The sequence below is a fragment of the Paenibacillus endophyticus genome (assembly GCF_014192395.1).
GTDB classification, from domain to species: Bacteria; Bacillota; Bacilli; order Paenibacillales; family Paenibacillaceae; genus Pristimantibacillus; species Pristimantibacillus endophyticus.
Window position 1 is genome coordinate 24,009 of sequence record NZ_JACHXW010000028.1, and the last position, 26,498, is coordinate 50,506.

Genomic DNA, 26,498 nt, shown 5'->3' on the forward strand with positions numbered 1-26,498 from the left:
TTAACGTCTCCCGCGAAGCAACTCTTCGATTTCTTCCAGCGTCCCGAGCGAATGAATGGCGCCCTTACGAGTGGTAGCGAGCGCCCCGCCGGCGTTGGCGAAGGCGACTGTTCTGTGCAGTTCCTCCTCGCTCCAGTCCGCCGCCTTCGTCTCGCTGCCGAGCACGCAGTGCAGAAACGCGCCCATGAAAGCGTCGCCCGCCCCGGTCGTATCGACTGGAACGACACGGTTGGCTGCCACTTCGCCGGCATAGCGCGTCGTCCGATAATACGTTCCTGCTGCTCCTCGCGTCACAAGCAGAACGTCCAGCCCGTAGCGTAGGACAAGCTCTTCGGCTCCGGCAGCAATATCCAGTGTGCCGGCGTCAGGCAGGCCCGTCAGCAGCGCCAGCTCCTCATCCGACACCTTAACGATGTTAGCCTGTTCAAGCCCACTCTTCATCCAGACAAGCCCAAGCTCCTCGGTTTCCCACAGAGATGGACGCCAGTTCGGATCGTAGGAGATGATCGCCCCTGCTTGCCGCGCCGCCTCAACTGCATGAAGCGTCGCTTGGCGCGAAGGCTCCGAAGTTAGCGAGATAGAGCCGAAGTGGAACAGACGCGTTCCGCTCGTAAGCTCCGGCCTCACTTCGTCCTCCGTAAGCAGCGCGTCCGCTCCCGGCTGACGGGCGAAATGGAACGAACGCTCTCCCCGCTCGTCCAAATGTACGAAGGCCATCGTCGTATGTGCGTCCCGGCTTAACACAAGCCCCTCATCTGCGATTCCTTGCCGTATCAGCACATCCCGCAAATACTCGCCGAACGGATCCTGTCCGACCTTGCCGATAAAGGCAGTCTTGTTGCCCAGTTTTGCAAGCGCCGCCAGCACATTAACCGGAGCGCCGCCGGGGTTGCGTTCCAACAAAGGCTCCCCGGATACCGAAACGCCGTCCGGCACGAAATCGATCAAATACTCGCCAAGTGCCACCGCATCGTAAATTTTGTGCCCCATTACCCTTTGACCCCCGACATCGTGATGCCCTGAATGTAGTAGCGCTGTAGAAACAAGAACAGAATCAGAATCGGAGCCGTTGCTATCGTGCTAGCCGCCAAAATTTTGGACCAATCGGTACCGGCTAGCGAAGAGAACGATGCAATCGCGACTTGAAGCATCTGCTTCTTTTCGTCGTTGATGACGATAAGAGGCCAGAGATACGAGTCCCAGTTGCCGAGAAACGTCATAAGGCCGAGTGTTATTAGCGCCGGAACGGCCGCCGGAATGACGATTCTCAAGAACACGCGCATAACCGATGCACCGTCAATCTTCGCCGCTTCCATGATCTCATTCGGAATGTCCGCGAAAAACTGCCGCAGCAGGAAGATGCCGAACACCGACAGCGAGGAAGGCACAATGAGACTAGCGTACGAGTTGACCCACCCGAAATTGTTCATCAGCAAGTAGTTTGGCACGAGCGTTACTTCACCCGGAATAACCATCGCCGACATAAACAAGGCGAAGACGATCGACTTGCCACGGAATCGCAGCTTCGCGAAAGCGAAGGCGGCCAAGGCGCTTACGACGAGCACGATGACGGTTACGGATCCAGCGACGATCACTGTGTTCCAAATGTAGCGTAGGAATGGATTCGTATCGCTGAAAATAACGTTTTTGTAGTTCTCCCAGGTGAACTTGACTGGCACGAACATATGCCAATTCAAGCTCGATGAATATTGGAACAATTCCTCATAAGGACGCAGAGATCCAGCGACCATCCATACGATCGGAATGATGCAGACGATGGCGATGAGCGTCATCATGATGTATTTAAGTGCAAACCCCATTTGCCGCATAATAATCCCCCTAGTAGTCAGCTTTCTTATTGAAGTAGGTCATTTGCGCAAGCGAGATGATCAGCACGATCGCGAACAGAACAAAAGCCGCCGCTGTGCCGTAGCCCATTTGCATTTGCTGAAAAGCCGTTTTCCAGATGTAATACACGACTGTCTGGGTGGAGCCGTTCGGTCCTCCATTGGTGAGGACGAAGACGATACCTCCTAGCTTGATTGCATCGATCGTCGTCATGATGACAACGAATGCCATCGTCCGGTTCAGCATCGGCAGCGTAATGCGGAAGAACTGCTGCGCTCGGCTTGCTCCGTCAACCCGAGCCGCCTCATATAAGTCTTGAGAGATGTTGTTCAGTCCCGCAAGAAAAATAATCATGAAAAACCCAGATGCTTTCCAAATGCCGAGAATGATTATGCCGTACATCGCGGTATCCGGATTGGATAAAAAGTTCGTCAGCGGCAGTCCCATCGACTTGAGAAGCTGATTCAGGATGCCGAAGTCCTTGTTGTAGATGAGCTTGAACACCGTGGCTGCGACCGAGGTCGAGATCACGACAGGGATAAAATAAGCCGTGCGAAACAGGCTTGTAAAACGCCCGGCTCGCTGAATCAGCATCGCGAGGCCTAGCGAGATCGCTGTCTGTACCGGAATGACAATGACCGCGAAGAATAGTGAATGCCGAAGACTTGCCAGAAACTCAGAGTCATTCATCAGCGTCCGGTAATTATCTAAGCCGTTAAAGGACCGGGTTCCGCCTACCATGTTGTAGTTCTGGAAGCTGATGAAGAATGCTTGGACCATCGGGTAGAAGACAAAGAGCAGAAGCGCTGCCAACGCAGGCAAGATGAACAGCCAAGCTGTTCTCTCTTCCTGGCGCAGTGCCCGGCCGAAGGGATTTCCTTTGCGGCGCTTGGATATCGATGGAGTTAGCTCGGTGTGTGCCATGGTTTTCCCTTCCTTTCAGTTTGGTGGATTGGGTGAATAAACTTGATTCAGAGAGCGAACGCCCTTTACGGCTCGAAGACAAACACGCTCATCGTCGCCGTCACTTTGCCGTCAGGCGTCTTCGCGATCAAGTCGGCTTGTCCTGCACTTATGCCGGAGATGTCAACACCGTTGCCGTCCGCTGCATGTGTCACTTTAGCGACTGACGCGTCGCTGGACGCCCATTCGAGCTGTTGGGAGGCGGACAGCGGCAGCACGGACGACTTCACGGTTACATGGGCGCCAACCGCCAAGTCCACACTTTCCTTGCCGATGAGGATGCGGATCGGTACGTTGGAATCAGGATCCTCGTCACGCCACACCGAGCGCATCGGGTAGAATGAGGCTTCATCTAGCTTGACGCTACCCCGCTCAAGTTCTAGCGACAAGCCATTGCTTAACGGCTCGGGGAACACGATGGCGGATAGCACCTTCGCTCCGTCTTCAGCAAACACTTCGAGCGTGTCTTCGTCTACATAAATCCGAAGAGGTAACCTTCCGTCTGCAGACGGCTTCACCGGAGCCGCAAAGCTCTCCGCGAAGCCCGGCTCGAACGAGACAGCGCCAGATTTCGAACGGTCGATTGTAAGTGTTCCTGCTGCGGCATTGTAGCGGATACTGGTTTCCTCCGCCCCCGTACCATCTGTCCTTACTTTGAGTGCAAACACAGCATCAGCCGAAACGGTGAAAGTCGTATCCAGCTCATAAGAGGTTCCGCGCCACTTCCCGAACGCGTTCGAGTTGGTCGCGAGCTGCTGCGCTTCGAGCTTAAGTACGGTGCCGCGCAGCGAATCGAGTTCCTTGACAGGTTGTTGAATGAGACGTATCCCTTCACCAGGAATATCGCGAAGTGTAAGCTCGCGGGGAACGGTCATGTTGCCTTTCCAAGGATCGGTCGGCATCGTAAACGGGTAGCGCCAGTTGGACATCCAGCCGAGCCAGATACGCCGTCCGTCCTTCTCTGGGATGTCCGAATACGAGACCGCCGCATAGAAGTCCTTACCGTAATCCGTCCACAACACTTTATCGGCGGGATTATCATTATGGAAGGTTTTTCCGTCGAACTCTCCGATGAAATATTGCGCAGTCGATCCTTTGGTCGCCTCGTTGTTGCCGACGCTCAGCGTCAACACCCACTTGCGATTACCACTGCCGTCTACCGGAAGCTCGAACAGATCTGGACATTCCCATACGGCGGCATGCGAACCTTGATTTATGCCGAATTCGCCTGTCTTGGTCCAGTTTCGGAGATCAGGCGATGAGTAGAATCTAACATGATTGTCGACTGATACCACCATGATCCAACGCTTGCTCGCTTCGTGCCAGATAACCTTCGGATCGCGGAAATCCTTGATTCCGGGATTCGGAATGACCGGATTACCCTCATACTTTGTCCAGGTGCGCCCGCGGTCGCTGCTGTACGCGATGCTCTGCGACTGCACGCCGCTTTGGAAATGCGTAAAGATCGCAACCAGCCCAGATTTACCTTGAAAAAAACCGCTCGTATCGTTCCAGTCCACAACCGCGCTGCCCGACCATATTTCGCCGAGCTCATCGCGAATCAAGGCGACCGGAAGATGCTCCCAATGCACGAGATCCTGACTGACCGCATGCCCCCACTGACCGCTGTTCTGGTAAAACTGATGGTACTCTCCCTCGTAATACACCATACCGTTTGGATCACTCATGTTGCCGGTCTCGACACTTAAGTGGTACTGCGGGCGATAGCGTTCCGTATAATAATTCGCGATCGGGTTGAATCGGAAAGGTGCGGGCGGCGCGTAGATTTCCTCCGCCTTGTTGGTTTTTCCAGCGGAATCTTTAATTGAATCGGAGTGGAAAGACATCCAGATCGCTCCTCCTATCGCGAGTACAACCACGGTGCCGATAGCGATCGTGGCTAGGGCCGACATAGACTTTTTCGGATTCCCGCTCATTACTTAACCTCCAGTCCATCCATAGTCCAGAGCCGCATGGCTTCGAATACAATGGTTCCTCCCACCGCCTGAATCTCCAGTCTGCGTCCTGATGCCAGAGGATAAATGCGGCTGGTCAACACTCGATCGCCATCGTTGACAAACAACTCTATAGACGAGTTGTCTGAGAACAGACGGAGACTCAGGCGAGTGGCGGCAGAAGCCGGAAGGTCGGATACGTACACGCCGGGATCGCCAATTCCCGCCTCATCGCGGTTCAATTCAATACGGCGCTGCGCAGCCAGCCAGCGGATCTTAGTGATTTGATCTGTGACGGACCGCGAAGTCTTTACGGACTCGGCGTCGGATAAATCCTCGCATGCTCCACTAATTACGATCCGAAGCTCCTGCGCCTCTGTTGCAGACAGATCAATATCGGCTTGCCATTCAAAGGCCGGCGGCAGCAACCAGAATCGTTCTTCGCCAGGCTGCAAATGGAGTCCGTTGTCTAATTTCGAAATCTCTTGTCCTCGAAGAGAAGCTAGTTCCTCTACTGGCCTCGAGGCCAGACGCCCATCTTCGGTCAGTTGAAGCTCTCGGGCAAGCGTCATAGCCCCATACCAGGCGCGTCCCGTCTTAATGAGTCGCGATCCCCACATGTCCATCCAGGCGATCAGGATGCGGCGTCCGTTGCTGTCCAACATCGTTTGCGCGGCATAGAAGTCCGGTCCGTCATCGATGATGCCGTTGCTCTCGGGGATAAAACGACCTGTAGCGAAGTCCATCTCGCCGATCATGTAGAGATTTTTGACGCCGTCCATGTTCATTGGTGAAACGATTAGGACGTACTTACCACCTAGCGGGAACAAATCCGGGCATTCCCACATATCTCCCTGCGTGCCGTCGCTCTCCGCCGCGACTCCCCGGTACGACCAATCCAAAAGGTTGGGAGACTCGTATAGGAGGGCGCGGCCGCGACCGTTTTTACCTGAGCCAATGACCATATACCAGCGCTCTTCATGCTTCCACACCTTCGGGTCGCGAAAGCCGAAACATTCACCGTCCGGACTGCCTTGAATGACCGGCACCGGATGCTTCACGAAGTGGATTCCATCCTCGCTCGTCGCCATAGTCTGTACTTCCTCCGGGGTACGCCCATCGACGTGTGCGGTATAGAAAAGCACCAATTGCCCCTCGTGCTCCACCGCGCTGCCCGACCAACAGCCGCAGCCGCCTTCAGGCGAACCGAACTCGTAGGGCTCCGTCGGTGCAAGGGCAACCGGACGATGCTCCCACCGCACCAAGTCCCGGCTGACCGCATGTCCCCAGTACATCGGGCCTTGATAATCACCGAATGGGAAATGTTGATAGAAGGCATGGTACTCGCCTTTAAAATGAATAAGTCCGTTCGGATCGTTCATCCAGCCCGACGGCGCCATCAGGTGATAGCGCAGGCGGAACGGATCTTGCGCCGCCCGAGCGGCTCCGGCCTGTACCGCTTCCTCCGCTATCTTAAGCGCATCCTCATGCTCGGATTGGCGGCTGTCTTGCCTCGTGTTCGTGTTTGTCATGTCGAATTCTTCCTTCCCGCAGCTTTCCATGTTTGTTTCGATTGCCTCTATTGTAAGGCTGCGGGAAGGGCCAAGACTTTCACTATGCTCGGGGAGCAACTTTTAAAATGCTGGGTGGGGGGAGGAAGTAGCGAATAGTGGGGAGGGATGACTTCTTCTATAAAAGCCGTTAGCTCTCATTCGTTGTCTGCCGCTTCTCCCGGTATTCCTTTGGGCTGCAGCCATAATACTTTTTAAAAGAGGTGCTGAAATAACTGGAGCTGGAGTAGCCAACCAGCATCGCGATATCCGTCAACTTCAGATCTGTCTCGCTCAGCAGCTCGGCGGCGCGCGTCATCCGGAGCCGCGTCAAATAGTCACTGAATGTAACGCCAGCGTTCTGCTTGAACAAGCCCGACAGGTAAGTTTCGTTCATGTGAAACATGCTTGCCAACTGAGACAGCGTCAACTCGTAAGGATAATTCTCGTCCACATAGTTGCGGACCGCCTCCGCCTGCAGCTGGCCGCTGGAGGTCCGGCTGTTTCGCACCGCATCCATGACCAAATCGGCGATCCGTTCAATTTGCGCAAGTACCTCTTCCCGACTCCGATAGGTCGCAATCGAAGCTTGGCAATTCCATAGCACCTGTTGAAGCGAGGTATCGCCCAGTTCAAACTTTTTCGCAAGTGAACCGAAGGTTAGAATGACCCGCAGCGCCAGGAAGGTGAAGGCGAACATCGGCATATCTCGATTCGACGGGAACAGCTCGAGTAATTGAGCGGAAAAAGCTTGCCGATTCAATGTCTCGATCGCCTGAATCAGCCTTCGCTCCGTCTCAGCCGTGAATGACTGCGCCCAATCCAGTACTCCTTGCTGGGTCGAAGCGGTGGCCGATCCATCGATCGTCTCGCGGCTCCAGGCCAGCATACAGCTGGCATAGCCGTTCTTCGCTTCGCGCCACCCCGACACGGGCTCGCCTATGCCGCCGACGCTCTCAAGCCGCAGGTACATCGCCGCATTGCGCCTCAGCTCGCGAACGAACTGCTCCGCGGCTGCGTCCCCAGACTCCTTACTTCCCGTGTCCACCAGCAGGAAAAACATCATCGACGGGTGCCCCACGTCATAGAATGGGTACACGTCCTCACGCTTATCGGCCGTCTCCCTGCAGAGCATGCGGAATGCCAGCTGCAGCAGATCGCGGCGTCCCTCCCAGCTTCGCAGCCGTCCCGGCGGCAAGCGCATCTCTAGTGTCGCAAAGCGTAGGCTTAGCGCTTCGCCGTCGAGCTTGGCGAGCTGCAAATGGTGCAGTCGATCTCTCACCGCAGACTCGCCTACGCCTTCCTCTTTCACCAATTGAAGGAGGAAATGCTCCTGCATTTGCCGCAGCTGCTGGTTACGCTGAACCTTCTCCCGCTGGCGCTCACCTTCCAGCAGCCGTTCCTCCTTCAACTCGCCCGCCAGCTTCTCGAGCAGCGATGAGAGCTCCGCCCGCACTACAGGCTTCAGCAGATAATCCTTGACGCCAAGCTGAATGGCCGACTTCATATAATCGAAGTCCGAATAGCCGGACAAGACGATAACACGCAGTTCCGGATAGGCCTCCTTGCAAGCCCGGATGAAGGTGATCCCGTCCATTTTCGGCATCCGAATGTCCGAGATGACGATATCCGGACGAACCACCGCCTCGGCAAGCATACGGAGTGCTTCCTCTCCATCGGACGCTTCGTAAGCGATGACGAAGCCGGCACTCTCCCAATCAATCTTCGCCCGGATGCTATTGCGAACACCGGCTTCATCGTCTACGAGCATTACACGGTACATGATGATCAACTCCTGCTTGCGGGCAACCGCATTGTTATCGTAGTGCCGGAATCCGGTGATGAAGCAATGTGGACTTCAAAGGCATCGCCGTATTGCACCCTGCAGCGCGCCAGCACGTTTCGGAGTCCGATACTGTTCCCCTCCGTGTGGAGGATCGCCGTCGTATCCGCCCCAGACAGCCCCCTCTGCAACTCGGCTGCCAGTTCCCCATTCATGCCGATTCCGTTGTCGGAAATGGTCAAGTACAGCCAACCGTCGCGGGCCTCAGCACCTAGTTCGACAATCGCCTTTTCCCCGTTTTCCAAGCTGTATTTAACCGCATTCTCAACCAAGGGCTGCAGAATAAACTTAGGCATCTTAAGTTCACGGGCTCCCGGTGCCTCTTCGATCCGTACCTGTAGTCGATCGTCATACCTTAGCTTTAGGATGAACAAATAATCCCGGATATAATCGAGTTCTTCCGGCACCCACACCTGATCAGAGCTCAAATCCAGCGAATACCGCATCATCTGTCCCAGCGACTCGGTTGCATCCATAACGAGGTCATTGCGCTTCATAGCGGCCAGACCGCTAATAATTTCGAGCGTATTGTTGAAAAAATGCGGGTTGATCTGCAGCAGCAACGCTTTGTATTCGGCGTTTTTACGCCTCAGGTTCGTCTCGTATTCCGTTTCGATCAGGTACTTCAGCCGGTGCGTCATCTGTCCGAAAGCGCCGGTCACATAACCGATCTCACTGTGCCCCCGCTGGGTGTTGGGCATCTGTTTAATCGCTTCGTCGAACTCGCCTCGCTTCACAAGCTTCATGGATCGGGCCATTCGCGTAAGGGGATTCGTGACGCTTTTGGACAGGCCGAATGCCACGACAAGCACGATCACCAGCAGAATTCCACTTACGAGCAACATCGTCTCCTTAATGCGGTTCAGCTTCGCATACAATTCCCGTTCCGGCACGACGCCCATGATCGTCCAGTTCTGATCCGGCAGCTCCTCGTAGAAGACCAGGTAAGGCTTGCCCTGATTTCGTACGGCGAACACGCCGTTCTCCCTCTCTAGCTTCCCAGCCTGATTGGTCTTCCGGAATTTGCCAAGCTCGCTTATCCCTTCCTGCAAGATGGCCTCTACTCCTGTAAACTGCTGGCCTAGCACGCTCTGCCCATCGATGTCCAGCAGGAAGACGCGGCCCGTCTCGCCGAAATGAATCCGTTCAAGTGGATCGCGCAGAACGCTCGTCGGATAGTTGACCTTAACGATGCCAACGCTGGTCAACGTCTGAAGCTCAACAAGAGGCAGCAGGTAGCCGTTCACACTGCGGTTCCTCATACTCTCATCCGGCTGATCCTCGTCCAAGTGAGACCCCGTCCATTTCACATTCTGCTCCTTGTAATCCAAAAACCAAGGTTGCTGTTCATATGTGCGATCCTGCTTCCACAATCCGCCCTTCGCTGTATTAAAAAGACTGATCGAGATTCCGTTGGAATTATTCACCGCATAGGAGGACAGAAAATCCCGCACCCTGCGCTTCGCCAGCAGTTCTTCTCTCTCAAGGGCTTCGCTATTGCGCAGATCGGCCAGCCAAGTCTGGGTAATCGAGCTTCCGAGAACCTGGTTGCCGATATCCTCCAACTGCTTCATCAAGGTCGTTACGTGGGAAGCATACTGCTCGATCGTCTGCGAAGCGGATATTTCAAGGGAATTCTTAATAAGGTTCGCCGACGCGGAAGTCAGAATATAGACCAACGAAACGAACGGGAAAATAAGCAGGATGGAGAAAGCAACCATAAGTCGGCTTCGAAGCGAGTAGAGCATGTCGTCAGGCCTCCGGTGAATGTAAGATGAGAGCTATTTAAACGCAAAAGCCTGAAAAAGACGATCCGCAAATAGCGGACGTCTTTTTCAGGTTATCCTTTATTTCTTACTTCGGCATATCGGCGTAAGCCTTGTCGATCTTCTTGATGGCATCAGCAATCGCCGTATCGACGTTGCGTTTACCAATAGTTACGTCTTCAAGCATCTTGTTGACGGCATCCGACATCTGCGGGAAGATCGGCGTAATCGGACGCGAGCGGCCGTATTTTTGGTTCTGGATGACAAAGACGTTCTTCGGATATTCGTTCAGCTCCGGGAACTGCTCCGCAACGGAGTAGCGAACCGGAATATCTTTCGTCACGCTGCTGTATAGCTTGGAGCCTTCCGCTCCAGTCACGTAGTTCACGAACTTCCAGGCTGCGTCCGCGTTCTTACTCTGGGACGAGATGGCGAGGGACCAAGAGCCGTTGGCCACCGCTTGCTTCGTTTCTTTAGGCAGCGGCGCGACATCCCAATCCTCACCGAGCTTGAAGTTCGGGAACTTCTCGGCCAAGAAGGACAACGACCAGGAGCCGTCGACCGTCATCGCAAGCTTGCCTGTAGGGAACGGATCCGGCGGGTATTCCAGCGACGATACTTTGTCCTTATTATACAGATCTGCGAAGAACTGTACCGCCTTCTTCGTCTCCGGCATATCCAGGTAGCCCTTAGATGTCATACCATCCTTGTCCATGATCTCCCCACCGAACTGCCAGATGATCGGGTACTTGAAGTAAGCGGTCGCTCCCGCGTTCCCAAAGCCTTGGGCCGGATCGATGCCATAAATGCCCTTTTTCGCGTCAGTCAGCTTGATAGCCGCTTCGCGCACTTGATCCCAAGTCATCGGCTCATCCGGGTTTTTGGACGGTAGCGGAATACCTGCTGCCTCGAACATCTTCTTATTGTAAAAAAGTGCAATGGACGATTCGGTAAGCGGTGCCATGTAAATGTTGTCCTTGTAAGTATAAGCCCCAATTGTACCCGCCGGAATATCGTCGAGATTGCCGTCCACATTGAAATAATTCGTCAACGATTGCAATGCTCCTGATTGCGCGTAGGATGCCATGTTCGGTGCATCGATCGCCATAATATCCGGCGGATTGTTCGCTGCGATCGAGGTCCGCAGCTTCGCGTCGTAGTCCGAATAAGGAATCGGGCTCATCTCGACCTTGATGTCCGGATTGTTCGCATTGAATGCCTTCACCAATTGATCGTAAGCGGAGTTTTCGGCGTCATTGCCGGAATTGCGCCAGAAGGTCAGCTTGACCTGTTCGCCGGATGTGGGCTTGTCAGAAGCCGATGTAGATGCGTTTTCTGAAGCAGTTCCCGACGGGCTGGCAGTGTTCACATTGTTGTTGGATGAGCAGCCTGCAAGGAAGGCAGTGACGAGCAGCGCGCTTGTGCCGATGGCAGCAAGTTTTGACTTTTTCAAGGATGATGCCCCTCTCTTTATTGTGGTTGTTTGCAATAACATTGTATCATCCAAGAGAGCGCTTAATAATTCAATATTCTCGGTTCCTGAGTTGCAAAATATTCAGAAGATTCATAAGGCAGGAGCACTTCGCGAATGCGAAGTTGAAGCTGTGGAATTTTATTGCCTTAGCCTTCCAAAAGCGTGAGCGGCCAATTCCGCTACGGAAGAGGTCTTTTTCGTGTGGAATAAGCCGTTTATCATTTAACTGCCAAGGTGACTATCTTATACGAACTTCATCCCGTCATGTATTCAATTCAGCTGTTTATCAATATAACCAGTTGATTGAAGCAGACGACAGATCAGTACGGTCGCTTCCGCCCGTGTCAGCGTCCCCTCCGGATTAAGCTCTCCTCTGTCGTTGCCAGTCAAGAGTCCGTTTTGAATTAATATAGCCGCAGCTTCGTGAGCCCAGGGGGCTAATTTGCCGACATCCTTGAAGCCAGACAGCGCCTTGGCCTGTTGCTGCGAAGGAAGTGGTTGAGTAAATTCGCCTTGAATCAGCTTCATTGAACGGTATATAGCGACTATTGCCTGCTCCCGTGACATCAGATCACGTCCGTGGAACGTAGCGTCCTCATAGCCTTGAAAGATATCATATTTCTTGACTGTCGAAGCGACTACAAAATCCGCGCTCCCCTTGTCCATCAGCCCTAGCCCACGTGCTATTATGGTTGCGAATTGTTCGCGCGTAATCTCCCCATTGGGAAGGAAGTGTCCCTGTCCAACGCCGTTAATCAAAAGTCTCTCCCCAGCCATATGAATGACGTTGTTCGCCCAATGATCCGCTGTATCAGAGAAATCGCCTTGACCAGAAGCGAGTGCGTATGTGCGGAGGCCACTCCTCTCCTGCGCCTTTGCATACTTCACACCATCAACTTTTACTATGGTGGTAGGCAGATGACTTGCAGTTCCATCGGACTGAATCGATACAGCGGTTAACGCCGCCGAATCCCCCATACCATCGGGAAGCGCCAGCATTACAGGATTGTAACGATTAAATTGTAATACCTGTCTTTTGTCGTCCACCAAGCGGACCAAATCGACAGCGAGGGGGGCGTTCAGCAACTTGTATCCGCCAGTTACCGCCTTTTCCTTCGAAACGGCAATCAGTTCTTTGTCTGCATTCCGGATCGAGAGCTCAATCGGAGCAAAATCCGTATTTGATGTGCTTTGTGTTGACCCTAGATCCAAACCTGCGGCTTGAAGCGCTATTATCGCTTGAGGTGTATGGATCGTTAACACCGCCTGCGACGCTGCCAACTGCTTAAGGTCCTTCACTGTTAAACCATTAATCAATACATCTCGAGATTTTTTTACTTTTATATCCATTTCGGGAACATCGATCGCTCCTAGCAAAGCGTTAAGCTTGCCGTCGTCAATGGTGATTTCAATCATCGGTTTCCCGTCCCGGGAGACCTCCTTGATGTGAGCAAAATCAGATGTCTTGCCGTCAGCAAGCAACTCGGCAATGTCTTTGGCTGGCACTTGCGGTACTGAGTCTGATTCTTTACCTTCATTAATCGGGTCACCGCCATTTCCGCCATCACTCGGCACGACGGGAGTCTTAATTTCTTGCATCCGCCATTGTTGACTCGAATCGGTGACGTCTTTTGCGACAAGGGAGATATCTCCTGTTACGTTTGCCTTCAACGACAGTTCGGTGTTTTTCTTGGAAGTGATTGAATACGTCCCATTTTCGTCTTCGATCAACTGCCAGCGTTGATTATCGTATCCGAGATAAGGATAGAGTTGAATCATATTCTGGCCCGTATCCCAATCCAGCGCCTTACCGCTCGATGCGGATCGAATCGAATAGTCACCGTTTGCAAGCGGCACGATGACCCATTGCTCATTGTTTCCGCCTGAGTAGACTACCGATTTCAGTCGCGCAAAGTTATCTTGAGAATCGACGCCCAATACACGGCCGTCCGCTACACTCGTAAGGCTATATTTCCTCGTATCGTGCAGTGTATCTCCGGTTACAATTGTATTTTGATAATAGACGTAACCTCCAAAAACATTCAATCCGAAGTATCCTTGGCTAAAAGTATCGTCAGTAAGATGAACGACCTGTTCTCCATCCAGTTCGATGTGAATGAACATGCCCGTTGCCACGATCTTGACATGGTAAATTCGGTTTTTATCCAGCACTCGAGGAACTTTGGCCAATACCATCCGATCTTCGACATCCGATTTACCGGGAGCCTTGTAGAAAAGGCGCAACATTCGCAGATTCGGATCCAGATTAAAATAATATCCTGCTGTTCCGTCCGCATTTGCCCTAAATAGAATTGAGGCAGCACCACTATCGGTAAGCTTGACATCGGTCTCATATACGAAGTCCGCTGACTGTTTGTTTGACATGTAAGCCGCATCAGAGCCATAGAAGCCGCGAATACCTTGCGCTGTCGGAACCCATTCTGAAAGCGGATAAGCCTTCCAGTCCTTCAAGTTAGTCGTAAAAGCTCCGACCGACACCTTAAAGGTTCGTTTCACTGCTCCGTTCGCCATAGCTACCGTTACGCTTGTCTCACCTTGTGCAATTGCCTTCACGACCGCAACGCCAGCCCCGTCTGTTGTTACAGTGGCAATGGAGGGATTTACCGATGTCCAAATCAGCGTTTTATCCGTAGCCGTATAGGGCACGACCGTGGCATATATACGCCTCTCTTCTCCAACGCCAATCTCAACGGAATCCCTATCCAGCCGGATTTCACTTGCAACTGTTGTTCCGTCTATCGTAGCTGGCTTCCAAACGTTACGCAGTGGATATACTTTTAACGAGACGACTTTGATCTCTCCGCCTTTAGCGTACAAAGTTAGACCGTCCCTAGCACCGTCCGGGAATATTAATTCGGTAAAGGTCTTTTTGCCTCCATCTGCAAATACTTCAAGCGAAGATTCGTCAATCAAGAGCCGCAAGCTGATGGTTCGGTTGACTGGCTTGACAATTGCCTCATGAAGGGTAGTAAATTTATCCGAAAAATGAATAAATCCAGATTTCGAGCGATCCACAAACAGCGTATTTGTAGCCGATCGATAACCTACGACCGTCTTTTGATCTCCGCCCTCGCGCACCTGAAACCCAAACTCCGACGCCGCTCCTGATTCAGGCAGCTCCAGCTCCGCCTCGACTTCGTAGGCGCTTCCGGAAAGACCAGTCAGAAGGTTTGTCGTCTGTGGCGTCACGCTCTCGTTACTCCAGGTCAGTGGTTCGCCTTGCAACGATTCCAACTCGCTCACGGGCCGCTGGGCAAGACGAAGACCTTCATCCGTATCTACGAGATAAAGCTCACGAGGTATCGACAACACGCCTTTCCAGGGTGAAGTAGGAAAGCTGAACGGATAGTCCCAGTTCGTCATCCACGCCATCATTATACGTCGGTTGTTAGGGGCATTCTGAAACGTCATGGAAGCGTACATTTCTTTACCGTACTCTATTTTAAGCATTGTTCTGACCGGATTGTCATTGACGAACTTTCCGTCCTTTGTCAATTCTCCAATAAAGTAGCGGCTTTCTGAACCTTGCGTCTTCGGATTTGCTCCCGTACTGATCATTAGCACCCATTTACGCACCGTGCCGCCCTCTACCGTAAGAGGGAAGAGGTCGGGGCACTCCCAAACGCCTTCCTGCCATTCGCCCCCAACAGAAATTTCGTTAAATCCGAATTGATCGGTGCGCTGCCAATGGATCAAATCGACGGAAGTTAGAAAATGGATATTGTCACCACCAGAAATGACCATGACCCAGCGGTTGTTCCCATCATCACGCACGACCTTCGGATCGCGGAAGTCCCAGCCGCCATCTTTGCCGCCGGGATTAGGAACGATAGCTTCGTTGCCATAGTACTCCCATGTTCGGCCGTTGTCCTTGCTGTAGGCCATGCCCACCTTCTGATTGCCGCCGGGTTTATCGGGATTGTACGACGTATAGTAGGCTATAAGGCCTTGACCGCCTACATCCCCAAATAAGCCTGAATCATTATTAAGATCGGCTACCACTGAGCCAGACCAGATGTGGCCCAGATCGTTCCACTTCAAAGCGAAAGGCATCTTCTTCCAGTGTAGCAAATCCGTGCTGATCGAATGCGCCCACTGACCTCCGTCCTGATGGAACAAATGGTATTCCCCTTTGAAATAGACAAGTCCGTTAGGATCGCTCGCAGAACCTCGGACAGGCGAGTAATGATATTGAGGACGGTATAGTTCTTCATAATACTGGTCTAATGGTGTTGCGTACATATTTTGAAAATAGGATATGCCATCTTTCACTGCTATCCCAACGACATCTTCGCTCAAATCGTTCTCCAGCCCCTCCCACTCCAATACAGGGTCCGCATATCCATCCACAAACACAGTTATCGAAGCGCCTTTCATGATCACCTCTATGTGATGCGATTTGCCAGCGGCAAGCTGCGGCGCTTCGCTTTCGGCCTCGATAGTCACATTGTTCCGGTCTTTTTTCAACAGTGATACCGCATGATCCGGTCCCGCTGCAAGCAGATACCCTCGCGTGCCATCCACGCTAGTCCGTAACTGTAGTGCCGCCGTCACGCCTGGCGTTTCTTTCCCCCTGATGAGATCGCCTTCCAGTATCAGGTCGCCATCATAGTCCGAAGCGCTCTGCGGTACGAACGCCGTCCGAATCGACCATTCGCCATTCTCACTGTCCCCCCGGATGCCATTTAAATGAGGTTGCCAAATGCCGCTAACTGTGTTCCAGTTTTGCAGATTTGTTACAGGTTCGTTCACCATCACGCTCTGAAAGTACACTGACCCTCCATGGCTATACATCCCCAAACGCCCATTGGCGTACGTAGATGTTTGTGCCTGCAGCAAGGGGTCGTATTTCCCGTTCCAATACACTTTCATGGTATGCCCTTCCGCTTTTACGCGTAGTCGGTACGTTACTTCCGTCGTGATGACAACAGGAGCCTCAGCCAACAGTTCACTTCCCCCCGCCTCATTCAAAGAGAATAAACGAAGTTTTTGAGTCTCTTGATCCAGTTCTGCCAGATACCCGTTTCTCCCGGTGTCATCTGCACGCAACAACAGCCCTGCCGAAGCTCTAGGCGTGACGATCTTCAGATCCGCTTCGAAGTCCAAGTCGCTACCTGTCGTCGTCGCGAGTGCGGAGAAATGACCTTGGGAGCTAAGCTTGAGCCCGTTTGCATCGGAGCTCGCATCTCCAATTCCGCGGAGCTGCCAGCCTTCTAAATTACTTTTCAATCCACTCCAATGTACGGATGAATCGTCTACGTAAATATTTTGAAAGACGACGGTAGCATCATAGACATGTAAGCCGAACAGGCCGCTAGTGTAGGAGGCGTCCTCGGCACTCAAGACCGGGACCGCCTCTCTGTTCCAGTACACCCGCAACTGCGAACCTTCTGCCACTGCCTTCAAATGATGGGCCTGACCTGTAACCCATTCGACTTCCACTTCCTTATAAAGCCGGCCAGGTATACTTTCATTTGAATTGAGCAGCCTAATCGTCGCCTTGCCAGGAGAATCTCCGCGCACGATCTGTACCATGTACGACTCCCAACCACTATCATTCGACCGAAGCACCAGCGAGGCAACGCCTTGTTCGCTCTTAAAGGTGATATCGGCTTCAAAAGCCGTATCAGATATCGTCTTGTCCGACATTGCAAAGAAATTACTGACCGAGGTTAGCTTGAGCCCTTCCGCCGTTTCTTCAAACGTCCCGGTTTCCTTCTGAGACCATCCTCCGACATTGGAAGATAGACCTGTATTGGGGGCCTTAAGATCCTTGATCATCACATGCTGGAACAAGGCTTGGGTGTTATAAACATGAAGACCGATTCGCCCACTCGAGTAAGCGTTATCATTTATACTGAAAACAGGTGTTTCCTCACCGTTCCAGTATACATTCAGCTTCTCACCCTCAGCCCTGACCTGGAGTTTGTACACCGTATTTATATCAATTTGTACGTTCTGCTCTTGAAAGAGCCGATTAGGCGCCTGATCATCCGAATTTAACAGACGCAGTTTATTTTCGGCTGGATTCAATTGAACCATATAAGACTTCCAGCCATTGTCGTTGGCCCGGAAAACGAGCGATACGACACCGCTATCCTTGGCGAGCATTACATCTGCATCCATTTGAAAATTATCGAAAATTGCTTGGTCGATTGCAAAATAATTGCCTGAAGAATCGAGCTTGAGCCCTTCTTCCGTATCTTCGTAGGAGCCTGCATCCCCACCATAGCCCCAACCTGTCAGATTGGTTTGAAAGCCCGGAACAGATGAGGTAATCTGCTCGGCGTTCACGTTCTGAAACAGAACGTCGCCATCCCATACAAGAATACCGAGCTGCCCTGTTGCCAGGGAACTATTTGTCACATCAAATATTGGCGTCTCAATGGAGCCGAAATAAACTTTAATGGAGGTATCCCCGGCAACGATACTTAGCTTGTAAGGGGTATCCGACACAAGTGGAGAAGTAGGCGTATAGGTATTGGATAACCCGCCAGGCCCCGTCAACCGGATCGAATTTTGCGAAGGCTCGAGCTGAAGCTTGTAGGAATCCCAACCACTCGCGTCGGCACGGAATACCAACGATGCATGACCATTATTGCTCTTGAATGTCATTTCCGCATCATAACGGAAATTTGTCCAATTGCCTTCCGCCAGCATCATCGTATTTTTGGCGGCAGAAGAAATCAGCTTCCCCCCTGGAACGTCTGACCAATCATCTCCTTCCTTTTTTGTCCAACCAGTCAGATTGGAACTCCAAATGGTCTCCCCGTTGGAGATTACATCCTTGTCAATCGTTTGCAACCCGGCCATGCTTCGATCGGTGGTTTCTTCTGCTTTAACTGAAGCCACTACCTGCAGAAAGAGGGCTAATACCAGCGTAAGCGACATAAACAACTTAAATGCTCCCAAATACCTTTTCCCCAACTAAGAACAACCTCCTTGTGTAAGCTTATGATCAATTTAATCTAGCCTGTTTTGGAATGATTTCAATTTGATCTGATCTGTTCTTTAGATTTTTGGAGCATATAAAATCATTCAAGAGATAGCTAGAAAATTAAAAGAATAAAACAGAGCATTCTGAAAGGAAACCCATAAAAATTTAACTACAGTACACGATAGGTAGAGAAAAACGATTTTTGCATATACAGAAAAATATAAGCGCTTACAAATTTCTGCTATAAGAAGGGAGGAATTAAACAAACTCGGTTCGTCATGAACATGCAATGAATCTTCTATCGAAATGTTCTGCAACGACGGAAAAGTCACGTTCAGCGATACCATATTCCCTGAACCGACCCGCAAGAGAATGTCGATCTACACCCTCGGCGGTAATGTAAACTTGGTTTCGTTGAAGTATTATCCGATGGCTAATACGTGGAGATAGCACAATATATTTCAGGTCCCATAGCCATTCCCTCCCCCATAATAATAAAATGCGACACCCATTCCGCTTTCTCGGTTGGATGTCGCATTTTATTTCTTTTGTGATTCTGAATCAGCATTTGCTTTATCGATCGTTGTTATTGCCTACGCGAAATATGGACTCATTTACATTTAGTGTTCAATTGTAAGAACGAGTTGAGTTATTAACCTATCCATTATACATTAGGTTCTTCAAAGCTACTGAGGCCGGATCTTCCGTTTGATTGGATTGACTTCAAACAAGGGGCTGTATCATGAGCAAAGAAAAAGTAACGATTCAACAAATTGCCGATTCCTTAGGATTATCCAGAAATACGGTATCTAAAGCACTGAATGGAATGAGTCAATTCCTCAGGAGACTCACAATAAAGGAATTAAGCGCGCTATAGAATACAATTATAAGCAGTTTGCTTATGTTGACCCCGATGGATATTAAATAAAGAATCATGGCAATATTGCATTACTAACCTTTTGTTAATGGAGAACGAATCCAGTACTTTCTTCATGACCAAGAAAATCATCGATCAAGGCAGCATGACACTTGGATTCATAGGCGATTACATGCACTGCAAGAGCTTCCATGAGCGATGGATCGGATTCAACCTTGCTCTGAAAACTTCAGGCATTAAACCTGATGACAGTTATAACATCACCGAAGCAGACTGGTTAATTGCAGATCCTAAATGGCTGCTCTGTAAGGAAGAAAAGAGAGGTACCATAACGATAAGCGTTCGCCGAATGGCAGACGACCTGCTTATTCAAGTGAAGGATGACGGGATCGGAATGCCTGAAAAAGTGTTGGAAAACTTCCGACGCAACCTGCCGGTTACACATAATTCTAGCGAGACCGGAGGCAGCGGCTTTGGCTTGCGAAACGTTCAAGAGAGAATCCGCTTGCATTACGGGGGAAACTACAATATTGTGATCACAAGCGAGATAGGTGTCGGTACCATGATAGTACTTCGCATCCCCGCCGTGCTTATTACCGAGGAAAACCAACAGGAAATAGATATATAGTTACAATCGAAAGCCGCGCTCTCTGAAGAGAAGCGCGGCTTTCGATTTGCTTGATAAGACTACGATGTAACACTTTCGACAATCGCGACACCCCAACGGTCGAGTTCGATCTGTTCATTTATGCAAACTTTACGGTTCGAGAGCAGCTCGGTACCGACCTCGTACGAATAAGTGAACGAAATAGACGCGTCAGAATAGTTGAAAAAGTAGCGAATCTCCCGGCCTGCTTCATTCGTTCCGGACTTCACGATTAATGGGTAGCGACAATCTTGCTCGAGGCCCCATAGTCCTGCTGCCTTGCTGGCACGTTCCAGTACTTTCGCCATGACTTGAGCGCTCGGCATGCAGCCGATATACGTCGCGATGCCTTGGCCGTAACGATTCTCGGTAACGGCTGCATAAGCCCCCCAGTGCGGGTGCTCGTACCAAGCAAGCGCTTCCGCAGTCGTCGGGTAAGCAGCTCCATCCAGACTTCTACCGTGTTGTGCTCCGCACCTACCCCGAACGGGTCTCCCTTGAGTATCACCTTATCAGGTTGGATGAACTGGCTGTACCGAATGCCGCAAACCTCGTCGATACGTCCGGGCTGCACATTCGTCCGGACCTTGATATGTTCGTTTGCAAAACCGCTCTTGAACGTATAAACAACATGTCCGCCGTTTTCCACATACCGGTTCAATCGATCCAGCGTATCGTCCGATGCCGCATACAGCGCAGGGATGACAATTAGGTCGTATTGATCGAGTGCATCCGAATCTGGCGACAGAATATCGCAGCCGATGTTCATTTCATACAGCCGGTCATACATGAGGCGGACGATGTCATTGTAATCGGCTTTCCTTCCGGGCAGAGGGAACATTGAAGCGCCGTCAACGCTTCGTTGCTGACAAGCAAGGCTGCACGGTTCTTCTTCTTCAAGTTAATGAGCTTCGGAGACAACCTCGCGAAATCGCGTCCGATTGTCATCGCCTCTTCGTATGTCGGGTTCGGACCCATGTCATGACTGAGAAGTCCTTTCCAATACGTCTCGATAGCATTGTGAATGGAATGCCAATGCCAGTACTCGACCATATTGGCCCCTGATGCCAGAAGGCTGAATGCCTGAAGCCGCAACTGACCGGGGTATGGCGTCCAATTCGGGAAAGCTTGTGCCTGCGTCTCCAGCACGAAGTAATTTGCTTGCTTGAGTGAACGGGCGGTGTCACCGCAGAACGAAATCTCTTTACCGGTGAGATTGTCTTGCGATGGGTGATAAATGTCTACACCGACGATATCCAGCGTTTCCGCCGCGGAAAAATGGTCAACATCCGGCTGCACACCGTACGAACCGTCCCTCCAGCCGAAGTCAAAATTATGCGTAACGAATTGGTCTGGGCGTTTGTACTCGTTTACAATCGAAGCTTGCAATGCCAGAAATTCAGTGAAGAGCCGCCGCTGGAAACGAGCGAATTCCGCCCCCAGGCTTCCGTTAATCGCGCCGACAACAGAAGGGAAATCTTCCCAACTGTTAATCCGGAGGGATTGTCTTAGAACATGGCCGGACACCTCTATTCCGTATAAGTTTAAGTGCGGTCTTCACGATAGGCGCCGGGGGTAACCCCCGTAAATTTCTTGAATACTTTAGAAAAGTAATGACTGCTTTCGAACCCTACCCGCTGACCGATTGCATTGACCGTAAGATGCTGCTGATGGTTGAGAAGCTTCTTCGCTTCGCGAATTCGCAGGCCGTTCAAGTAGTTTACGAAGTTTTCTCCCGTTTCCTTCTTGAACAATCTGCTGATATAGTGCGGATGTAGATCCATCAGCCCTGCAAGGTGCTCCAGCGAAAGATCCTGCATATAATGCTTGTCCAAGTAGGCCAAGATGCGCTGGGCATGAATAGCGTAGCCGCTGGAATCACTCTCGATGGGAAGCTCCTCGGCAATACGTTTCAGCAGGTCCGCAATTTCATCCCTATCGACCGGCTTCATCAAATAGTCGACGACCCCCGCACGCAGCGCTCTCCGCGCATATTCAAAGTATTCGTATCCGGTCAAAATGATGAAGCGGTCGCATAATCCCGATTCTCTGGCTTCTTCAATCAAATCGAATCCGTTCTTCTCGGGCATATGCAGATCCGTCACGGTGACATCCGGCAGATAGGCTTTCATCACATCAAGCGCTTCGGGCACGCTGGAAGCAGCTCGAACCTCCATACCGAGAGGCATCGACTCGTTGACGATCTTGACAATGCCGTTCAAAATCAATGGCTCGTCATCCACGATCAATACTTTCATTCTACGCCTCCCCCTTTATCGATGATGATAGTGACGCAGGTCCCCTCCCCTTGCCTGCTTTCAAGGGTTAGCCTTGAAGTGCCGCGAAAAAATGATTTGATACGCTCGCTTACATTATAAATACCTATACCCCGGCTTTCTTCCCCTTCCGATCTGAGCTCTGATCCATTCGTTATTTGATTTTGAATGGCGAACAGTTTATCTAACGCAATTCCAGGGCCGTTGTCTTCTATCCTGATCCGGATTTCTTCAGACGTCTCTTCTACCTGAAGCCGAACATGAACGGGCCGGAGAACGGCGGACGCGCCATGCACGATGCTATTCTCCACTATCGGTTGCAATATAAAGCGAGGACACGCAATATGCTTCGCCTCGACTGAAACGTCAATTTCGTAAGTTAACCTGGCCTGCAAGCGCATCTTGTGGATTTTCAAATAGAAGGTGATCATTTCAAGTTCTCTCTCAAGAGTCGTCACGTCCTGCTTCGATGACAGGCTGTATCGCATTAGCTTTCCAAACCAGAATGATATATCCGCAGCCTCTCTGTCGTTGTTCGATTCGGCGACCATTCGGATCGTTTCAAGGGTATTGTACAAAAAATGCGGTTTGATCTGCGCCTGCAGTACCATGTAAGCGGCTTCTTTATTCCGAAGCTCGGCGCGGTGTGCATTATTGATTAATTCGTCCACGCGTTGAACCATGGAGTTGTAGGTGGCTGTAAGAAAACCTATTTCATCCTTTTCATCCAACTTGTCGTGCTTAATGATGTGCTGTCTCAAATTATCGTTATTCAACGTTCGCATAAATCTGGCTAATCTCAGAATCCGTTTGGTTATGGTCGATGCCATCGCGTAATAAGCAACGGACAAGCCGACCAACAAAAGGACAATTAATGTTACTAAAATAAGTTCTCGCTGCTTGATCGAATAAAAAACTTCGCCGGCTCGTCCCGCAACAACAACTCTAACGTTCAGTTCATCGATATTTATTCCGTTGACGATCGACTTTCGATTGATGAAAAATGCACTATCGTCTTGCCCCAACCGATGTAGAGTCTTTTCGTCAAGCGCCGATGCCGCCTCGCCTTCGTTAAGCGGTCGACCATCAGGTGACAACAAGAAGGCATGCCAATTCCCTTCCACTCCGGCCGCAGCGTAAAAATTCCCAATCAGACTATTACGAATTCGAATCTCCAGAAGCCCGATTTTTTCCGTAAATTGTGTATTGTAAATATGCTGATAATAGATCAAGTCAGGCTTTGCCGCTTCGGGCTCTTCGCGTATCCACAACCCTTTGCCTGGTTTCAAATGTTCGACTTTCTCTTCGATTTGCGCATTTAGCAAAGATTGATCACGGAAGAGATCCGTTACCGGTAAAACGCGATTTTTCATCTTGTAGATGACAATCGATTCAATCTCAGGATTAGCGAACAACGACTGCGTATACAGTGGCCGAATGTAGCGAATAAGCGCATAAACGCTATCCGCATCGGTCTGGTACACGCCATCCAGATAATCCGTGACATAAGGATTATATTGCAGCAAACGCTGAACCGATTGAATGCGTATAAAATCGCTTTTCATGTTGGCATATGCCTGCTCGAGAATCTTTTGCCGGCTTTCCACGAACTGCCTGGTCAGATTGCCATAAGTTTGTGTGTAGTAATGGTACCCGAAGCCGAGAACCGGAATGAAAATAAGAATGATATATCCCAAAATCATTTTACGCGTAATGCTCATGGGGACAAACTCACTCCGATCTTAATCGCTATGTCTTGTCTTTATATTACCATGAGCAAACAAGGTCCGGGAGAAGCAATTACAGCCTCTACCGGACACCCCTCTTACTTAAACAGAACCTTTTTCTTCTGATACGTTTGATTAGCCCAACCCACCAGCTTTTGCAGGCCCATGCTCTCTGCGGTTTTAATCATATTTTCGTAATTGGCAATTGCTTCTTCCTCTGTTTTGGATAAATAAATTTTCACCTTTTCATTTTTGATCATTTCGTCAATTTTTGTTTTAATCGTTTTTTCCTCCGAATCCGGCTGCGTCTGGATTAAGCCAATTTCCGGTTTATATATCGTTATCGCTTTCCTTTCCATCAAGGCTTGCGTCTTTTGCGTACCCGGAACATATCCAAGCATGCCTTCCGTGATCCCGTCATTATACAAATACCACCATTTAATGCCGTTGCTGTTCACGAATTCGCTGTCCGACGGATCATAGTTCAGATTCGGATATCCTTCTTCGTTCCAAGTCCAATGCTCGCCCTCAACCCCGAACATAGTCAATTTCTTGCCCTCGTCGCTAGCCAAATACTCAATGAACTTGATTGAAGCTTCAGGATCTTTGTTTTTCTTTGTGATGAAGGTACCGGCAAAGCCAAGACCCGTACTAACCGACTTAGCATCGCTTGACAAGGCGCTCGGCAGCATCTTGAACGTATAAGCTCCTCCATTTTTTTTAACAGCGATATTATCCATATCCGCCACGTTTACTGTATGACTATGAGCAAATGCCTTTCCGCTTGTTGCGTATTGATCGTCGATTTGGTCATTCGCATGAGCGAAATTCTCCGCCAGAATATAACCGTTTCGATACAAGCTATTCATAAATTTGAAGTAATCGAGCATTTTCGGATGCTTAATGGCATATTCAATTTCTCCGTCTTGCTCGTACCAGCCATCCATCAGTGCTTCCACGCCGATCTGCTGAATGAAGTATTGCTCGATCCAATCTTTATCTATAATGAGCGGTACCATATCGGGATACTTTTCTTTAACCATTCCCAGTACTTTCGTAAAGTCGTCCAGCGACTGGATGGACGGATTGCCGAGTTCTTTCAGTATATCCTCACGCACGGCGATCCCGGGATTGCCATCGTTGCCGATCGCATATTTATTTTGCGCCATTTCCTCCTGAGTCGCAAAAGAGTTACGGACCGTATAGAAATTGCCATCATCCATCGTATGGATCGCGATTCTTGTATTGTCGATCTTGAATTCAGGCGCATATTTCTCGATCAGCTCGTTCCACGGATAGGAGAGCTTGGAATCGGACATCCGGTCAATGTTGGCGTTGGTGAAAACAAGATCCGGAAGATCTCCCGAAGCGATCATGAGGGGAAGTTGCTTATCGTCGGTTGCAACCGTAACTTTGAGCTTGATGCCTGTTTTCTCTGTAATTTTCTCGGCAATCGAACCCTTCCATTCCTTTACAGGATACCAAGAAGCATCGATAAACAACGAAAGCTCCTTTACTTTTTCTCCGCTGTTCGAACTCATTTCGTTCCCGGGTTCATTGCTTTCTCCGGGATCAGCCGTATTTTGGGAGCATGCGGCCAGCAAACTAAGCACCAGCATAACTGCCAGCGATAAGAACAAAAATTTCTTGCTTCTGAATTTGTTCAATGTAACCCCTCCAATGAATGTTTTATTATATATCAAAGCATGCGCTTTAATAATATGCGAATCGGTTAACCTTTTACTGAACCCAACATAATACCTTGGATAAAAAACTTTTGAAGGAATGGATATACGCATACAATTGGTGCAATGGAGACAACCATTGCCGCTACCTGAAGCGAATAGCTTGTAACGCCGGCTGCCGCTTTATTCGCTGCGGCAAGAGCGTCTACGGGTGCACTGCTCTTGTTGATCACTTCCATCATTCTGAATGCAAGCGTTCTCAATTCTTCCGATTGTACGAAATAAGCGGAATCCAGCCAGGAATTCCATTGACCAACACCTGTGAAGAGAGCCATAGTCGCGATTAGGGGCATGGATACCGGCATTATGATTCTGTAAAAAATGACGATTTCATTGGCTCCGTCTATATGCGCGGATTCCTTCAGTTCCTGAGGAATTTCCTGGAAAAACGAGATGGCAATCAACAAGAAAAATGTGCTCAGCATGGATGGGATGATGTATACGCCAAATGAATTTAGAAGCCCAAGTGAGCGAAGCACCACGTAGTAGGGAATAAGTCCTCCCGAGAAATACATCGCAAAAATAACGATCGTGAAATACGATTTACGAAACAATAGATCGCGATGCGAGAGCCCGTATGCCACAAGACAGGTAAACAAAACCCCCAGCACGGTTCCTGAAACGGTTCTCGAAATGGTTACCAAAAAGGATTGATACCAATGAGGATCATTCAAAAAGCGGGCATAGTTCTCGAATGTGAAGGTCCGTGGCCACAAATAAACGCCACCGAGAAGCGAATCAGTCCCCTTGTTAAATGATAAAATAAGAACGTAATAAAACGGATAAAGCATACACAGCATGATTATGAATAGTGCGATCGCGACTCCTGCATCCATTATGCGATCCTTTTGTCGTTGGCTAAGCGTCATC

Annotated in this window: 18 protein-coding genes and 1 pseudogene; 3 read left to right on the top strand and 16 right to left on the bottom strand. The window is 50.4% G+C overall.

Annotated elements, in window-relative coordinates; genetic code table 11:
* The 9 genes from FHS16_RS28530 to FHS16_RS28570 form a co-directional block, all read right to left on the bottom strand.
* Nucleotides 1-990 carry a carbohydrate kinase family protein gene (locus FHS16_RS28530; protein WP_221226500.1) on the bottom strand — a complete coding sequence of 330 codons (990 nt, stop codon included), beginning with the start codon at nucleotides 988-990 and terminating at the stop codon, nucleotides 1-3.
* A complete protein-coding gene (locus tag FHS16_RS28535) occupies nucleotides 990-1,829 on the bottom strand; it encodes a carbohydrate ABC transporter permease (RefSeq protein WP_183570677.1) in 840 nt (279 codons plus the stop codon). Before FHS16_RS28535 ends, FHS16_RS28530 begins: the two co-directional genes overlap by 1 nt.
* A 10-nt stretch (nucleotides 1,830-1,839) precedes the next feature.
* Complete coding sequence (locus tag FHS16_RS28540) at nucleotides 1,840-2,772, bottom strand: carbohydrate ABC transporter permease (protein WP_183570679.1); 933 nt, start codon at nucleotides 2,770-2,772, stop codon at nucleotides 1,840-1,842.
* Between the two features lie 65 nt (nucleotides 2,773-2,837).
* The gene (locus FHS16_RS28545) at nucleotides 2,838-4,748 is read right to left on the bottom strand and encodes a GH32 C-terminal domain-containing protein (protein ID WP_183570681.1); all 1,911 of its coding nucleotides are present in this window, start codon (nucleotides 4,746-4,748) and stop codon (nucleotides 2,838-2,840) included.
* On the bottom strand, nucleotides 4,748-6,298 hold the full coding sequence (locus FHS16_RS28550; RefSeq protein WP_183570683.1) for a glycoside hydrolase family 32 protein: 1,551 nt from the start codon (nucleotides 6,296-6,298) through the stop codon (nucleotides 4,748-4,750). Before FHS16_RS28550 ends, FHS16_RS28545 begins: the two co-directional genes overlap by 1 nt.
* Nucleotides 6,299-6,467: 169 nt before the next feature.
* Nucleotides 6,468-8,099, bottom strand: coding sequence for a response regulator transcription factor (locus FHS16_RS28555; protein ID WP_183570685.1), 1,632 nt, complete (start codon nucleotides 8,097-8,099; stop codon nucleotides 6,468-6,470).
* 5 nt (nucleotides 8,100-8,104) lie between these two features.
* Complete coding sequence (locus FHS16_RS28560; protein WP_183570687.1) at nucleotides 8,105-9,907, bottom strand: sensor histidine kinase; 1,803 nt, start codon at nucleotides 9,905-9,907, stop codon at nucleotides 8,105-8,107.
* A 106-nt stretch (nucleotides 9,908-10,013) separates the two neighbouring features.
* Nucleotides 10,014-11,378, bottom strand: a complete 1,365-nt coding sequence (locus tag FHS16_RS28565) for an ABC transporter substrate-binding protein (protein WP_246432020.1) — start codon at nucleotides 11,376-11,378, stop codon at nucleotides 10,014-10,016.
* Between the two features lie 291 nt (nucleotides 11,379-11,669).
* Nucleotides 11,670-18,347, bottom strand: coding sequence for a 3-keto-alpha-glucoside-1,2-lyase-like domain-containing protein (locus tag FHS16_RS28570; protein ID WP_183570691.1), 6,678 nt, complete (start codon nucleotides 18,345-18,347; stop codon nucleotides 11,670-11,672).
* A 310-nt stretch (nucleotides 18,348-18,657) separates the two neighbouring features.
* Between FHS16_RS28570 and FHS16_RS32755 the strand changes: the two genes are divergently transcribed.
* From FHS16_RS32755 to FHS16_RS32765, 3 genes are all read left to right on the top strand, one after another.
* A complete protein-coding gene (locus FHS16_RS32755; protein ID WP_376769714.1) occupies nucleotides 18,658-18,807 on the top strand; it encodes a GH32 C-terminal domain-containing protein in 150 nt (49 codons plus the stop codon).
* Between the two features lie 292 nt (nucleotides 18,808-19,099).
* Entirely contained in the window at nucleotides 19,100-19,234 is a 135-nt protein-coding gene (locus FHS16_RS32760) for a hypothetical protein (RefSeq protein WP_376769711.1), read from the top strand.
* A 115-nt stretch (nucleotides 19,235-19,349) separates the two neighbouring features.
* Nucleotides 19,350-19,862 carry a sensor histidine kinase gene (locus tag FHS16_RS32765; RefSeq protein ID WP_376769712.1) on the top strand — a complete coding sequence of 171 codons (513 nt, stop codon included), beginning with the start codon at nucleotides 19,350-19,352 and terminating at the stop codon, nucleotides 19,860-19,862.
* Between the two features lie 59 nt (nucleotides 19,863-19,921).
* Here the strand turns inward: FHS16_RS32765 and FHS16_RS32770 are convergent, their stop codons facing one another.
* The 7 genes and pseudogenes from FHS16_RS32770 to FHS16_RS28610 all read right to left on the bottom strand — a co-directional run bounded on the left by FHS16_RS32770 (nucleotide 19,922) and on the right by FHS16_RS28610 (nucleotide 26,497).
* Entirely contained in the window at nucleotides 19,922-20,332 is a 411-nt protein-coding gene (locus tag FHS16_RS32770) for a beta-galactosidase trimerization domain-containing protein (protein ID WP_376769715.1), read from the bottom strand.
* 44 nt (nucleotides 20,333-20,376) lie between these two features.
* Nucleotides 20,377-20,721 (bottom strand): annotated as a pseudogene (locus tag FHS16_RS32775) (beta-galactosidase trimerization domain-containing protein); the annotation flags it as partial.
* Nucleotides 20,646-21,407 carry a beta-galactosidase gene (locus FHS16_RS32085; RefSeq protein ID WP_312891111.1) on the bottom strand — a complete coding sequence of 254 codons (762 nt, stop codon included), beginning with the start codon at nucleotides 21,405-21,407 and terminating at the stop codon, nucleotides 20,646-20,648. The pseudogene FHS16_RS32775 and the gene FHS16_RS32085, both read right to left, overlap by 76 nt.
* Before the next feature lie 17 nt (nucleotides 21,408-21,424).
* On the bottom strand, nucleotides 21,425-22,138 hold the full coding sequence (locus FHS16_RS28595) for a response regulator transcription factor (RefSeq protein WP_183570695.1): 714 nt from the start codon (nucleotides 22,136-22,138) through the stop codon (nucleotides 21,425-21,427).
* On the bottom strand, nucleotides 22,135-23,877 hold the full coding sequence (locus tag FHS16_RS28600; RefSeq protein WP_183570697.1) for a sensor histidine kinase: 1,743 nt from the start codon (nucleotides 23,875-23,877) through the stop codon (nucleotides 22,135-22,137). The genes FHS16_RS28595 and FHS16_RS28600 overlap by 4 nt, the downstream gene beginning before the upstream one ends.
* Before the next feature lie 104 nt (nucleotides 23,878-23,981).
* Nucleotides 23,982-25,550: an extracellular solute-binding protein gene (locus tag FHS16_RS28605; RefSeq protein ID WP_183570699.1), complete on the bottom strand. Its 1,569-nt coding sequence runs from the start codon at nucleotides 25,548-25,550 to the stop codon at nucleotides 23,982-23,984.
* 65 nt (nucleotides 25,551-25,615) lie between these two features.
* Nucleotides 25,616-26,497, bottom strand: a complete 882-nt coding sequence (locus FHS16_RS28610) for a carbohydrate ABC transporter permease (RefSeq protein ID WP_183570701.1) — start codon at nucleotides 26,495-26,497, stop codon at nucleotides 25,616-25,618.
* Nucleotide 26,498 lies beyond the last annotated feature (1 nt).

Coding starts and splice junctions, on each gene's coding strand:
- FHS16_RS28535 (WP_183570677.1), bottom strand. CDS start 1,829: ATGCGGCAAATGGGGTTTGCACTTAAATACATCATGATGACGCTCATC.
- FHS16_RS28550 (WP_183570683.1), bottom strand. CDS start 6,298: ATGACAAACACGAACACGAGGCAAGACAGCCGCCAATCCGAGCATGAG.
- FHS16_RS28600 (WP_183570697.1), bottom strand. CDS start 23,877: ATGAGCATTACGCGTAAAATGATTTTGGGATATATCATTCTTATTTTC.
- FHS16_RS28595 (WP_183570695.1), bottom strand. CDS start 22,138: ATGAAAGTATTGATCGTGGATGACGAGCCATTGATTTTGAACGGCATT.
- FHS16_RS28540 (WP_183570679.1), bottom strand. CDS start 2,772: ATGGCACACACCGAGCTAACTCCATCGATATCCAAGCGCCGCAAAGGA.
- FHS16_RS28530 (WP_221226500.1), bottom strand. CDS start 990: ATGGGGCACAAAATTTACGATGCGGTGGCACTTGGCGAGTATTTGATC.
- FHS16_RS28610 (WP_183570701.1), bottom strand. CDS start 26,497: ATGACGCTTAGCCAACGACAAAAGGATCGCATAATGGATGCAGGAGTC.
- FHS16_RS32765 (WP_376769712.1), top strand. CDS start 19,350: ATGACCAAGAAAATCATCGATCAAGGCAGCATGACACTTGGATTCATA.
- FHS16_RS32760 (WP_376769711.1), top strand. CDS start 19,100: ATGAGCAAAGAAAAAGTAACGATTCAACAAATTGCCGATTCCTTAGGA.
- FHS16_RS28545 (WP_183570681.1), bottom strand. CDS start 4,748: ATGAGCGGGAATCCGAAAAAGTCTATGTCGGCCCTAGCCACGATCGCT.
- FHS16_RS28555 (WP_183570685.1), bottom strand. CDS start 8,099: ATGTACCGTGTAATGCTCGTAGACGATGAAGCCGGTGTTCGCAATAGC.
- FHS16_RS28560 (WP_183570687.1), bottom strand. CDS start 9,907: ATGCTCTACTCGCTTCGAAGCCGACTTATGGTTGCTTTCTCCATCCTG.